The following is a 12,622-nucleotide window of genomic DNA, read 5'->3' as shown; positions in this document are numbered from 1 at the left end:
GAGTCCCGCACCGGGGGGATGAGGCGTGACTCAACTGACCGGCCAGCCGACCACCGACGACGACGTGGTGCACCTCACCGTGCCCGCGGACGGCGGCTACCTGGGCGTGCTCCGCACCGCCACGGCCGGCCTCGCGGCCCGGCTCCAGTTCGCCCTGGACGAGATCGAGGACCTGCGCATCGCGGTCGACGAGGCCTGCGCAATGCTGCTCGCCATCGCCACCCGCAACGCCGAGCTGGAGTGCCGGTTCGCGGTCACCGAGGACGCGCTCACGGTCGAGGTGACCGTGCCGACCGTGCGCGGCGCCGCGCTGCCGTCGGAGTCGTCGTTCGCCTGGAAGGTGCTCACCGCGTTGACCACCTCGGCGGCCGCCCGCGCCGTCGACGGCCGGGCCACCATCTCCCTGCTGACCCGCCGCGCCTCCGGCTACTGACCGCCGGCCGGCCGGTCGACGCCGAGCGCCCGGTTGGTGGGCGCGCTCACCAGCAGACCGGTGACGCCGAGGCCGAGCGCCATCAGCGGCAGGCCGAGCCAGCCCAGCCCGCCCTGGATCATGTACCAGCCGATCGGCAGCAGCATCAGCTGGAGCACGATGGCCGGTGCCCGGGCGCCGGCCCGCCGGCGGAGCAGCCCGCCGCCCAGCGCCCAGAGCGCCGCCGCCCCGCCGGCCGCGAACGCCGTCACCAGCAGCGCCGAGGTGAGGTGGGTGGTCCGCGCGGTCAGGTCGGACCAGATCAGCCACACCGCGACCAGGCCGAGGGCGACCGCCTCGGCGCGCAGCAGGAGCACCGCCCAGCGGAGCGGGGCGGGTGCCGGCTCGGAGTGGATCGTCACGCGCGACACGATACCCGTGGGTAGGCGCGGTACAGTGCCGCCCATGCGGGCCGTCCTGGTGGTCAACCCGAAGGCCACCACCACCAGCGAGCGCAGCCGGGACGTCCTGGTCCGGGCCCTGCGCAGCGAAGTCGATCTGTCAGTGCGGTACACCCGCCGCCGTGGCCACGCCGTGGACCTGGCGCGGGAGGCCGCCCAGGAGGGCGTCGACCTGGTCGTGACGCTGGGCGGCGACGGCACGGTCAACGAGGTGGTGAACGGCCTGATGGCCGCCGATCCGCCGACCTTCCGTACCGGCGGCAGCCTGGCCGAGCGGCTGCCCGCGCTGGCCACCGTGCCGGGTGGCTCGACCAACGTCTTCGCCCGCGCGCTCGGGCTGCCCCGGGAGTGGCCCGACGGCACCAGCATGATCCTCGAAGGGCTGCGGCTGGGCCGGTCCCGGACCATCGGGCTGGGCCGCGCGGACGACCGCTACTTCACCTTCTGCGCGGGCTTCGGGCTGGACGCGGCGGTGATCAAGCGGGTGGAGCAGGCCCGCAAGCGGGGCCGGGTCTCCACTCCGGCGCTCTACTTCCGTTCCACGGCGGCGCAGTTCTTCCTCGGCTCGGACCGGCGGCATCCGACCGTCACCCTGGAACGGCCGGGCGAGGCCGCCGAGGCGGATCTGGCGACGGTCATCATCCAGAACACCGCACCGTGGACGTACCTGGGCGAGCGGGAGATCAACCCGAACCCGGAGGCGTCCTTCGATCTCGGCCTGGACGTGCTGGCGATGCGGCAACTGAAGGTGGCCAGCACCGCACGCACCGTGACCCAGTTCTTCTCCCACAGCCCCGACCCGCACGGCAAGCAGGTGCTCCGGCTGCACGACCTGGCGGAGTTCACCCTGCTCTCGGCCCGTCCGCAACCGTTCCAACTGGACGGCGACTATCTGGGCGAGCGGGAGAAAGTCAGATTCACCTCCGTACCGGCGGCACTGAGAGTAATCTGTTAGGTCTCGGGTACTCCCGTCGGTTGACGCGGTGACCTACCGCACGCCGTGCGGTGACCGCGACACCCGAAGGACAGGTGCCGGAAATGTCAGCAACGTCACGCAGACCGTACTACATTGATTCTCGACTGTGGCACGCCGGGTAACCAGAGCCCTCGGAAACCCGGACAAATGGGTGGTGAGCCCGCTCACTGTTCGGAGTTTTTCCGAGCGTCACCCTTGACATCGCGGCAGTTCGTGAAAGTATTCACAAGCGAACTCGTGTTACCGGGACATTGCCTGGATATGCTCGGCAGGTTGAGCTGTTCCAGCAGGTCCGCGGAGCCCACAGCCTGCTCACGCAGCGCCGAATTGACGGATGCTGACCGTCACCGATCGGCAATGCGGACGCATATAGGAATAGCAACGAAGCGTTTATCTGGCCACCCACTTAAGAATGAGGAGTGTTGCCGCCATGGACTGGCGCCACGATGCCGTCTGCCGCGACGAGGACCCGGAGCTGTTCTTCCCGATCGGGACGTCCGGTCCGGCCCTCCTGCAGGTGGAACAGGCCAAGGCCGTCTGCCGGCGCTGCCCGGTGACTGACCATTGCCTGCAGTGGGCGCTGGAGTCCGGTCAGGACGCCGGCGTCTGGGGCGGGATGAGCGAAGAGGAGCGCCGCGCGGTGAAGCGCCGCGGCGGTCTCCGGGTGCTGCGCGCTCACTCCGCCTGATCGCACCACAGCCGCACGCCCCGGCCGGGTCACCCGCCGGGGCGTTCTGCTGTCCGGACCCATGCCATCCCCCTTACCCCGTCGCCGCCGTCCATGATCATCGGACGGCGGCGACGTCCGTCACGGCCCCGGCCCAACCGGCACTGGCGTCATCCACCCGCCGCAGCACCAGCTCGGCCAGTTCCGGCAGGTCGGTGAGCGGATCGGCGACCGCCACCGCACCGGCCCCGCCGGCCGCCGCCACCACCCCGTCGTGGAACAGGCCCGGCGCCAGGAAGTACGCGGCCACCGCCACCCGGCCCGCCCCGCCCGCGCGTAGCTTCGCCACCGCGACGTTCGCCGCCGGGGGCGCCGCCGAGGCGTACGACACCCGGCAGCGCACGCCCAACTCGGCGCCGAGCGCCGCGGCGACCCGCCCCACCGAGCCACGGGCCCGGGGATCACGGGTGCCGGCGGCGGCCAGCACCAGGGCGTCGTACCCGCCGGGCCCCGCCTCGGCCAGCCGGCGGCGCAACCCGCCCAGCAGCCGGGCGTCGACCACCCCGTCCGCCGGGCCCAGCACCTCGGTGACCCGCACGTCGATCGACGCGCCACCGGTGCCCACGGCCGCCACCGCCGCGGGGATGTCCACCTTCCGGTGGTACGCGGCGGTCAGCAGCAACGGCACCAGCACCGCCCGCGGCCGACCGGCGGCGGCCAGCTCGCGCAGCACCACCGCCGGACCCGGCTCGGTGTGGTCCAGCCAGCTCGGCAGCACCGGGACGCCGGGGCGGGCGGCCGCCACGGCCCGGGCCAGCGCCCGGGTCGCCTCGGCCGCCCGCGGGTCACGACTGCCGTGCGCGACCAGCACCACGGGCGGGGCGGTCAGGTGTGCAGCCCGCACTCGGTCTTCTCGAACATGGCCCACCGGCCGGCCCGCGGGTCCTCCCCGGCCTTGGTGCGGCGGGTGCAGGGCCAGCAGCCGATCGACCCGTAGCCCCGCGCGAACAGCTCGTTGACCGGGATGTCGTAGCGGGCGATGTAGGCATCCACGTCCCGCTGGGACCAGGCGGCGATCGGGTTCACCTTGACCTTGCCGCGCCGGGCGTCGAAGGCGACCACCGGCGTGTTGGCCCGGGTCGGCGACTCGTCCCGGCGCAGCCCGGCGGCCCAGGCGTCGTACCCGGTCAGCGCCCGCTCCAGCGGCTCCACCTTGCGCAGCTGGCAGCAGTCGTCCGGGGAGCGGTTGAACAGCCGCGGGCCGTACTGGCCGTCCTGCTGCCCCACCGTCATCCGGGGCCGGATGGACCGCACCGTCACCGGCAGCCGGCGGGCCACCTCGTCGCGGACCTTGAGCGTCTCCGGGAAGTGCAGCCCGGTGTCCAGGAAGACCACGTCGACACCGGGCGCCACCCGGGACACCAGGTGCGCCAGCACCCCGTCGGCCATCGAGCTGGTCACGCAGAACCGGTCGCCGAAGGTCCCGGCGGCCCACCGGGCGATCTCCAGGGCCGGCGCGCCCTCCAGCTCCCGGCCGGCCTCCTCGGCCAGCGCGCGCAGCTGCTCCGGGTCGCGCCGCGCCGGGTCGGCGGGCGCCGGGCCACCCAGCCCGACCAGGCCCAGACCGGCGGCGGAGAGCAGGCCCCCACTCATCGGGCCACCGCCTCGGCGAGCAGACCGGTGAACCGCACGGTGAAGACCCGGGCGCAGGCGTGGCACTCCCAGGCGCCGTGCCCGGTCTCGCTCGGCCGCAGGTCCTCCTCACCGCAGTACGGGCAGTACAGCGGCACGGAACGGGTTTCACTCATCGGAGTTCCTCCTCGTCGACCCTGATCACCCAGTTGGCGAAGGTCTCGCCCTCGGTCCGGCCGGCCAGGTAGCGGCGGGCCAGTCGTTCCACGTACTCCGGAAGCTCGTCGGCGGTGGTCTTCAGGCCGCGCAGCTTGCGGCCGAAGCCGGCGGTCTGCCCCTGGGCCATGCCGAGGCCACCGCCCAGGTGCACCTGGAAGCCCTCCACCTGCCGGCCGTCCGGGCCCACCACGAGCTGTCCCTTGAGGCCGATGTCGGCCACCTGGGTACGGGCGCAGGCGTTCGGGCAGCCGTTGAGGTGGATCGAGATGTCGGCGTCGAAGTCGCGCAGCCGTTCCTCCAGCCGGGCCACCAGCTCCTCGCCGCGCCGCTTGGTCTCCACGATGGCGAGCTTGCAGAACTCGATCCCGGTGCAGGCCATGGTGCCGCGCCGCCAGGCCGACGGCTGGGCCTCCAGGCCGATCTCCCGCAGCCGCGCCACCAGCGAGTCGGTCCGCTCCGGCGCCACGTCCAGCACCAGCAGCTTCTGGTACGGGGTGAGCCGGATCCGGTCGCTGCCGTGCGCCTCGACCACGTCGGCGAGCCGGGCCAGTTGCGGGCCGGCGACCCGACCCACCACCGGGGCCACCCCGACGTAGTTGCGGCCGTCCCGCTGCCGGTACACGCCGATGTGGTCGATCGGCCGGTCGGGCAGCTGCGGCGCCGGGCCGTCCAGCATGGTCCGGCCCAGGTACTCCTTCTCCAGGACCTCCCGGAACCGGGCCACGCCCCAGTCGGCGACCAGGAACTTCAGCCGGGCCCGGTTGCGCAGCCGGCGGTAGCCGTAGTCGCGGAAGATGCCGACCACGCCGGCCCAGACGTCCGGCACCTCGGCCAGCGGCACCCAGACGCCGAGCCGCTTGGCCAGCATCGGGTTGGTGGAGAGGCCGCCGCCCACCCAGACGTCGAAGCCGGGGCCGTGCTCCGGGTGGTCGACGCCGAGGAAGGCGACGTCGTTCGCCTCGTACGGGATGTCGGCCAGCCAGGAGATGGAGGTCTTGAACTTGCGGGGCAGGTTGGAGAACTCCTTGCTGCCGATGTGCCGGTCGACGATCTCGTCGAGCGCCGGGGTCGGGTCGAGCAGCTCGGCCGCCGACACGCCGGCCACCGGGCTGCCGCAGACCACCCGCGGGCAGTCGCCGCACGCCTCGGTGGTCTGCAGGCCGACCTCCTCCAGCCGCCGCCAGATCTCCGGCATGTCCTCGATCCGGATCCAGTGGAACTGGATGTTCTGCCGGTCGGTGATGTCGGCGGTGTCCCGGGCGAACTCGCGGGAGATGTCCGCGATGACGCGGAGCTGGGCCAGGTTGAGCTGACCACCGTCCACCCGCACCCGGAGCATGAAGAACTCGTCCTCCAGCTCGTGCGGCTCCAGCACGGCGGTGCGCCCGCCGTCGATGCCGGCCCGGCGCTGGGTGTAGAGGCCCCACCAGCGGAACCGGCCGCGCAGGTCCTGCGGGTCGATCGAGGCGAAGCCCCGGTGGGCGTAGATGGTCTCGATCCGGGCCCGCACGTTCAGCGGGTCGTCGTCCTTCTTGATCCGTTCGTTGGGGTTGAGCGGCTCGCGGTGCCCGAGCGCCCACTGCCCCTCGCCGCGGGGCCGGCGGGGAGCCCGGGCGGCCGGCGCGTCGGGCCGGGTCGTGGTGGTGCTGCTGACCGCCATCGCGGCGTCCTCCGTTGTCTGGTGTGCCTGGAAGCGCGGACGCGGCGGCCGGCCCGGGTAGGGGCCGAGGACGGCGATGTCAAAGACGGCCGGCGCGGAACGCGCCCGAGACGGATGGGTCGGGCGTCGTCAGTGGGCCGGACAGATCGCGCTGCGGACGCGGCCGTAATCGACGTGGCGGCGAGCCACGAAGCGGCGGATGACAGCGGCGGTCATGCGGAACATGCTGCCACACCCGCCAGGCCCGGACCACCGGCCGCCGATGTGATCCCACATCACGGGCCGCCGCCACCGCATCGACCGTGATAGGTTGCCGCACCCCTCGCCCGCCACCAGCCGGCCGGCCGGGATGCGTGGGCCGGTGGGCTGCGCCGCGCTACCTCATCCGGTCCCGGGGCCGGTGGCGTGGCTGCCGGGATCGGCGGACCGGCCCGGCGGGCCGCGCCGGCGTGTGAGGCTGCGGGATGTGACCGCGCCCGCAGCGTCCCGCCCGCCCCGTGCCCACCGGGGCTGGCCGGTGTGGGCGGTCCCCGGCCTGGGCACGCTGGCGGTCACCCTCGCCGGAGTCGGGCGGGCCCAGCTCTGGCGGGACGAGCTGGCCACCTGGAGCGCCGCCACCCGCCCGGTCCGCGACCTGGTCCGGCTGGCCGGCACCATCGACGCGGCCACCGGGCCGTACTACCTGTTCATGCACGCCTGGACCGCGCTGGCCGGGACCTCGCCGACCGCGCTGCGGCTGCCGTCCGCGCTGGCCATGGCCGGGGCCGCCGCGCTCACCGCCCGGCTCGGCGCGCGGCTGGTCGGCGACCGGGCCGGACTGCTGGCCGGGCTGCTCTTCGCCGTCCTGCCCGGCACCTCCCGGTACGGCCAGGAGGCCCGCCCGTACGCGGCGGCCACCCTGCTGGCGGTGCTGGCCACGCTGCTGCTGGTCGAGGCGCTGCGCCGGCCCGGCTGGCGGTGGTTCACCGGGTACGCCCTCGCGGTGGCCGCCCTCGGCCTGACCCACCTGATCGCCCTCACCCTGCTCGCCGCGCACGGACTCGTGGTGCTGCTCGCCGCCGGCCGCGGACCGGCGGCGGCCGGCCTCGCCCCGCCGGACCCCCGGCAGCCGGCGGACCCGGCCGACCTCCCGCCGACCGGCCACCGGCCGGCCGCCGACCCGGCGCTTGGCGACCCGGCAGCCAGCGCGGCGGCCCGCGACCCGGCGGCCGGCGACCCGGCGGCCGGTGGTCCGGCGGCCGGTGGTCCGGCGGCCGGGTCGGCTGACCTCTCGACCGCGACCGGACGGGCACGCCGGCACCCCGGCGGTCGTGGCCTGCTCTGGCGCTGGCTGATCGCGCTGCTGCCGGCCGTCCTGCTGGTCGCCCCGCTGGTGCTGCTCGCCCGGGGACAGCGGTCCCGGCAGCTGAACTGGGTGGACCTGGCCCGCCTCCCCGACCTGTCGGCCCTGCCCGGCGGGGTGGCACAGAGCGGGGTGGTCGGCGGCCTGCTGGTCGGCCTCGCCGCGCTGGGAGCGGGCCGGCTCGGCCGGCGCGCGCTGCTGCCGGCCGCCGCCGTCCTGCTGCCGGTGCTGCTGCTCTACGCCGCCGGCACCGCGCAACCCCTCTGGGTGACCCGGTACCTGGTCTTCACCGTGCCGTTCACCTGCCTGCTGGCCGGCGCCGCGCTGGCCGGGGTACGGCTGGCGCCGGCGCTCGCCGTGGTCACCCTGGCCGGCCTGCTGGGCCTGCCCGACCAGGCCGCGCTGCGCCGCACGCACGAATGGCCGCGTACCGCCCCGATCGACTACGCGGGTGCGGCCCGGGTGATCGCCGGCCAGGCCCGGCCCGGTGACGCGATCGTCTTCTCGCCCCGGCGCAGCTGGCTCTTCCTCGACCTCGGGATCGCGTACCACCTGGGATCGCGGGAGCCGCGTGACGTGCTGGTGGTCCGCGACGAGCGGCAGCGCGCGGACCTCTGGGCGAGCGAGTGCGACCGGCCGGCGGAGTGCCTGGCCGGCGCGCGCCGGGTCTGGCTGGTGGTGTCCGGCCGCCGCGACGACCCGCTGGCCGCGGTCGGCGGCGCCAAGGGCGCGGCGCTGCGCGACGGGTTCGCGGTGACGACGGTCGCGCCCCGGCCGGGGCTGACCGTGGCGCTGCTCACCCGGCGGGGTTGAGCAGCGCCACGGCGCGGGTCAGGCCGGCTTCCGTTCGAGCAGGACCACCCGGACCCGGTCGAACCGTTCGACGTGTTTGATCAGGAACTTCTGCCGCAGCAACCCCTCCCGCGCCGGCGGCATCCCGGCCAGCGGGTCGTTGAGGTGACCGGTCTCGACCAGCCAGAGCCGCTTGGTGTCACCGAGGCAGACGGTCGGGACCTTGCACTCCCTCGCGGTCAGCCAGCCGGTCTCCCGCGCCGGGACGGCGACGAAGACGTCCCGGGGCTGGAGTTGGTCGCGCAACCCGTAGTTGACGGCCTTGCGCGCGACGTCGCTGGATCCGCCGAAGCCGTCGTTGAACGCGACGCCGTCGCCCGGCTTCACCTGCTGGCCGAGGTAGCGGACCGCGTCCAGGTAGTGCGGCTGGCCGTCCGCCTCGTTGGACCGCACCTTCTCCTGGGCGGGCAGGGTCTGCCAGGCCAGTGCGGGCAGCAGCAGTGCCCCGACCAGCCACACCGCGGGCAGCCGGTCCCGGGTCAGCAGCCGCAGCGACTGGCACACGCCGAACGCCGCGAGCAGCGTCCAGGCCGGCACGGTGAAGAGGAAGTACCGGGCCAGGAAGAGGTGCAGCCAGGCGAAGGTCAGGTAGCCGACGAGCGGTGGCAGCAGGGCCCAGACCACCAGCATGAGGACGGCCGGGCGACGCGGCGCCCCCGCCACCGCCACCGCCAGGACCGCGAGCAGCCCGGCCACCGCGAGGGCGGCCGTCGTGCCGGTCAGGTTCTCCAGGAACCGGAGCACCGCGTCGCCGTCGTTCTTCACCCAGGAGATCTGGCCCGACTGCCGGCTGCCGAGCAGCAGCAGCGGCAGGACGAACAGCCCGGCGATGCCGACCGTGGCCGACCAGCGCCACCGCGGTTCCTCGCCGGGCACGGCGCGCCACAGGTAGAGCAGGTGCGCGGCCACCACGAGCAGCGCGACGAAGTGCAGCCAGCCGACCATCACCAGCAGGACGCCGTACGCCCACCAGCGCCCCCGGGTCGGCCGCTCGACCGCCCGGAGGAAGAGCCAGGTGGCGGCCACCGCGGCCAGCGTGACCAGCGCGTACGACCGGGCCTCCTGGGCGTACCGGGAGACGGCGGGGAGCAGGGCGAACAGCAGACCGGCGAGCACGCCGACCGGGGTGTCGAAGAGCCGCCGCCCGATCAGCCCGATCAGCCCGGCACTGGCCCCGATGGCCAGCACCGAGGGCAGCCGCAGCACCGTCACCGAATCGCCGGCCACCGCCGTGACCGTCGAGATGATGAGGTAGTAGAAGGCGTGCACCAGGTCGATGTTGCCGATCATCATGCGGAACTGGCCGGCGGAGAGCGAGGTGGCGTGCCAGGTGACCAACTCGTCGTTCCACAGGTCCCGCGACTCCAGCCCCCACCAGGCCAGCGCGGTGGCGGCGAGCGCGGGCAGCAGCGCCCACCACCCGCCCCGGGCCCGCGGCCGTGCCGGCGGCGTCGCGGCGGCCACCGCCCTGACCTCCGCCGGGGTGGGCCGCCCGGTCCACTGGACCGCCGGCGCGGTCACTTGACGGTCCTGATGTCGAAGCCGAAGGCGTCCTTCGCGGCGGCCCGTTTGAACGACGACAGCGCGCGGCGGTCCTGGTCGATGTTCCACTTCCCCGAGCCGTTGATGTTGAAGTAGGCCACCCCGATCACGTCCTTGCGCCGGGACACGTTGGTCAGCAGGTCGGTGATCTGGCCGGGGCGCCCGGCGGCCGGCTCGCAGCCGGTCTCCACGATCAGCAGCGGCCGCCGGGTGAACCCGCGCACCGCCTTGATGGTCGGGCCGAAGAGGTCCGAGAACGTCTTCTGGCCACGGACCGTGTAGTAGCCGTCCATGCCGACCCAGTCGACATAGCCGTCACCGGGGTAGAGCGCCTTGAGGCTGATCTTGCGGAGATAGTTGACGACGTTCGGGGTCCAGGTCCAGATGACGTTGGTGGCACCCTGCTGCTCGAAGATCTCGTGCAGGTGCCGCCACGCGGCCACGAACTCGGCCGCCTTGGTGTCCCGGTAGCCCCACGAGTACCAGTGGCCGTTCATCTCGTGCGCGAAGGTGAGCGCGATCGGCAGGTTCAAAGCCCGCACCGCGGTGGCGAACTCCTTCACGTACGCGTCGTGCTTGCCGTCCGCGATGTCGCGCAGCGCCACGTCGTGCGGCTCCCAGCGGATGACCGCGAGCGCGCCGTACTGGTGCAGCTCGCGGACCTCGCTGGCGGCGAACTTGTCGTCGAAGCTCTCGAAGATGGCCACCAGGTTCGGGGCCTTGCCGATCTCGTCGGCGAAGCCGCGCACCCGGCTCATCTCGGCGCCGCCCTGCACGGTCACCCCGAGGTACTTGCCCGGGGGCGACTTCAGCTTCGTCACGTCGTACGCCGGCACCTGCTCCTCGGCGGCGCCGGCCACGGCGGCGGGCCCGCCGGCCGCGCCCGGGGTGACCTTGAGGTCCACCGCCCGGAGCACCGCGATCTCGGTAAACGCCAGCGCCAGCACCGCCACGAACGTGACGAGGTACTTGGTCCTCACCGCACGACCTCGACATCCTGCTCCGGCTTCACCAGCAGCGCCTGCCCGACAACGGTCAGGTAGAACACGGCGCTGAGGAAGGCCGGCGCGAAGATCCACGGTTCCGGGTCGGTGAGCATCCGCCAGGCGGCGAGGCCGGCCCAGACCAGGCCGGTGCCCGCGGTCCACACCTTCATGCCGGTCCAGAGCCGCTTGGTCTTGCTCTTCTTGGCGGTGCCGCCGGTGGGCTGCCAGCCCATCCGCCGGCCCCGGATGATGTCGAAGATGGCGAAGGCGTGCGCCCAGCCGTAGATCATCTTGACCGTCCAGCTCTCCAGGCCGTACCGGTTGCGGTGCCAGAGCGGGAAGATGATCATGTTGTAGATGATGCTGGGCAGGATCAGCACGTAGTTGGCGATGGCGATCTGGTGCGCGAACGCGGTCAGCATCAGCACCGGAATGATCGGCGCCACGAAGGTGAACAGCCCGGTGTGCAGGTAGTAGCAGAACCCGGAGATGTAGCTCAGCCGGGCGCGCCACTTCAGCCTGGTCTGCCAGAACTTCTTCGAGCCGAGCAGGCTCATCGACCCGGCGCACCAGCGGTACTGCTGGGTGAAGAACGAGTCCACGTCCGACGGGCAGAGGCCGGCGGCCAGCACGACCGGGACGTAGCGCAGGTTCCAGCCCTTCATCCGCAGGTCGAAGCCGGTGTGCACGTCCTCGGAGTGCTCGATCAGGGTGGACCCGCCGATGGAGAAGAGCGCGTCCCGCCGGTAGATGGCACAGCTGCCGACGCAGATCGCCGAGTCGTGCGCCTGGCGGGACACCTGCACCGAGCGGTAGAACAGCTCCTGCACGGCACCGGCGCCGCGCTCGACCCAGGTCTGTCCCCGGTGCACCCGGAAGTACTGCGGCGACTGCACGATGCCGGCCCGGGGCTCGGCGTCGAACCACGGCAGCATCTGGTCCAGCATGTCCTTGCGCGGCACGAAGTCGGCGTCGAGCACCAGGATGAAGTCGCTCATGGTGCGCTCGAAGGCGTACCGCATGTTGCCGGCCTTCTTGAACCAGCCCCGGTTGGGCCGGCGCTGGTAGACGAAGCCGAAGGCGAGCGCGGTGCGCTCCATCGCCTCGTTCGGCGAGTCGTCGAGGATGTAGACCGTGACGTCACCCCGGTAGTGCTGGCTCATCGCCCGTACGTGCTCCCAGGTGTTGCGCAGCACGTGTGGCGGCTCACCGCAGACCGGCAGGAAGACGTCGACGCTCGGGTAGCGCGCCGGCCGCCAGGTGCGCACCAGCTCCTGGTGGCGGGCCAGGTCGAAGCCGGGCGTGCAGAGGTTCACCGCCAGCGAGATGAGGTAGTAGACGACGGTGAACGCCAGCAGCGGGACGAGCAGCCACAGCCACGGCGTCAGCCGGACGAAGAGCACCTGGCTGGTGATCAGGCAGCCGAAGCTCACCAGCGAGGGGAGCATCAGCGCGGCCATCCGCCGCTTGCGGTAGGAGACCAGCTCCTCGTCCGTGGGCGGCAGCGGCACCACCGCGTACGCCGGCCGGGTCGGACCCTGGTCGGCGCGGCGCGGGGTCCACCGTGAGAACTGGCTCGGTACGCGGAACTCGGCGGTCGGATCCGGCATGGTTGCCGGGTCGATCGCAGGTGGTGAGGTCATCCCCGTCTCCCCCCGTCGTCAAGCAGTGACTCCCTCCTCCGTCGAGCGGGCGAGGGTGTTTCGCCTGACGCAGCCAGGAAGCCGGGCACGGCAAGATCGGCCGTGTCTGCTTGATGGTCGCGACAAAGTTATTCAGATTCGCGCAAGGTGTCAATGCGTTGAAATTCGTCGAAAGCGGCGTCGTGCCCCGAACCGCCCAGAGGCCTTGCTCACATCGATCCGAACGACAC

At 73.0% G+C, this 12,622-nt stretch carries 12 protein-coding genes; 4 read left to right on the top strand and 8 right to left on the bottom strand.

What is annotated here, in order from left to right; all coding sequences use genetic code 11:
• The first annotated feature begins 25 nt into the window (after positions 1-25).
• A complete protein-coding gene (locus AB0I11_RS17800; RefSeq protein WP_357320943.1) occupies positions 26-433 on the top strand; it encodes an ATP-binding protein in 408 nt (135 codons plus the stop codon).
• Here AB0I11_RS17800 and AB0I11_RS17795 read toward each other — a convergent pair.
• Positions 427-834: a hypothetical protein gene (locus AB0I11_RS17795; RefSeq protein ID WP_357320940.1), complete on the bottom strand. Its 408-nt coding sequence runs from the start codon at positions 832-834 to the stop codon at positions 427-429. The two genes, AB0I11_RS17800 and AB0I11_RS17795, sit on opposite strands and share 7 nt — an antisense overlap.
• A gap of 43 nt (positions 835-877) precedes the next feature.
• Here AB0I11_RS17795 and AB0I11_RS17790 point away from each other — a divergent pair, with 43 nt between their 5' ends.
• Together AB0I11_RS17790 and AB0I11_RS17785 are read left to right on the top strand one after the other, a co-directional pair.
• Positions 878-1,828: a diacylglycerol kinase family protein gene (locus AB0I11_RS17790; protein ID WP_357320937.1), complete on the top strand. Its 951-nt coding sequence runs from the start codon at positions 878-880 to the stop codon at positions 1,826-1,828.
• A 451-nt stretch (positions 1,829-2,279) separates the two neighbouring features.
• Positions 2,280-2,537 (top strand): WhiB family transcriptional regulator, encoded by a 258-nt coding sequence (locus AB0I11_RS17785; RefSeq protein WP_088975879.1) that lies wholly within the window; start codon positions 2,280-2,282, stop codon positions 2,535-2,537.
• Between the two features lie 97 nt (positions 2,538-2,634).
• On the opposite strand, the gene AB0I11_RS17780 is transcribed toward AB0I11_RS17785, so the two are convergent.
• The 4 genes from AB0I11_RS17780 to AB0I11_RS17765 are packed head-to-tail and all read right to left on the bottom strand — an operon-like array spanning position 2,635 to position 6,027.
• On the bottom strand, positions 2,635-3,420 hold the full coding sequence (locus AB0I11_RS17780) for a CbiX/SirB N-terminal domain-containing protein (RefSeq protein ID WP_357320934.1): 786 nt from the start codon (positions 3,418-3,420) through the stop codon (positions 2,635-2,637).
• On the bottom strand, positions 3,402-4,169 hold the full coding sequence (locus AB0I11_RS17775; RefSeq protein WP_357320931.1) for a phosphoadenylyl-sulfate reductase: 768 nt from the start codon (positions 4,167-4,169) through the stop codon (positions 3,402-3,404). The genes AB0I11_RS17780 and AB0I11_RS17775 overlap by 19 nt, the downstream gene beginning before the upstream one ends.
• Positions 4,166-4,324, bottom strand: coding sequence for a hypothetical protein (locus AB0I11_RS17770; RefSeq protein WP_197087885.1), 159 nt, complete (start codon positions 4,322-4,324; stop codon positions 4,166-4,168). Before AB0I11_RS17770 ends, AB0I11_RS17775 begins: the two co-directional genes overlap by 4 nt.
• A complete protein-coding gene (locus tag AB0I11_RS17765; protein ID WP_357320927.1) occupies positions 4,321-6,027 on the bottom strand; it encodes a nitrite/sulfite reductase in 1,707 nt (568 codons plus the stop codon). Before AB0I11_RS17765 ends, AB0I11_RS17770 begins: the two co-directional genes overlap by 4 nt.
• Before the next feature lie 517 nt (positions 6,028-6,544).
• Here AB0I11_RS17765 and AB0I11_RS17760 point away from each other — a divergent pair.
• A complete protein-coding gene (locus AB0I11_RS17760) occupies positions 6,545-8,182 on the top strand; it encodes a glycosyltransferase family 39 protein (protein ID WP_357321186.1) in 1,638 nt (545 codons plus the stop codon).
• Positions 8,183-8,200: 18 nt separating this feature from the next.
• Here the strand turns inward: AB0I11_RS17760 and AB0I11_RS17755 are convergent, their stop codons facing one another.
• Genes AB0I11_RS17755 through AB0I11_RS17745 form a run of 3 tightly spaced genes read right to left on the bottom strand, consistent with a single transcriptional unit; the run spans position 8,201 to position 12,392 of the window.
• Positions 8,201-9,742, bottom strand: coding sequence for a glycosyltransferase family 39 protein (locus AB0I11_RS17755; protein WP_357320924.1), 1,542 nt, complete (start codon positions 9,740-9,742; stop codon positions 8,201-8,203).
• Positions 9,739-10,743: a glycosyl hydrolase gene (locus tag AB0I11_RS17750; RefSeq protein ID WP_357320921.1), complete on the bottom strand. Its 1,005-nt coding sequence runs from the start codon at positions 10,741-10,743 to the stop codon at positions 9,739-9,741. Before AB0I11_RS17750 ends, AB0I11_RS17755 begins: the two co-directional genes overlap by 4 nt.
• On the bottom strand, positions 10,740-12,392 hold the full coding sequence (locus AB0I11_RS17745) for a glycosyltransferase family 2 protein (protein WP_357320918.1): 1,653 nt from the start codon (positions 12,390-12,392) through the stop codon (positions 10,740-10,742). Before AB0I11_RS17745 ends, AB0I11_RS17750 begins: the two co-directional genes overlap by 4 nt.
• Positions 12,393-12,622 lie beyond the last annotated feature (230 nt).

Source organism: Micromonospora sp. NPDC050495 (assembly GCF_040655175.1).
Lineage (GTDB): Bacteria > Actinomycetota > Actinomycetes > Mycobacteriales > Micromonosporaceae > Micromonospora.
Note: the sequence above shows the minus strand (reverse complement) of the source record. Positions and strands in the feature narration are given on the sequence as shown.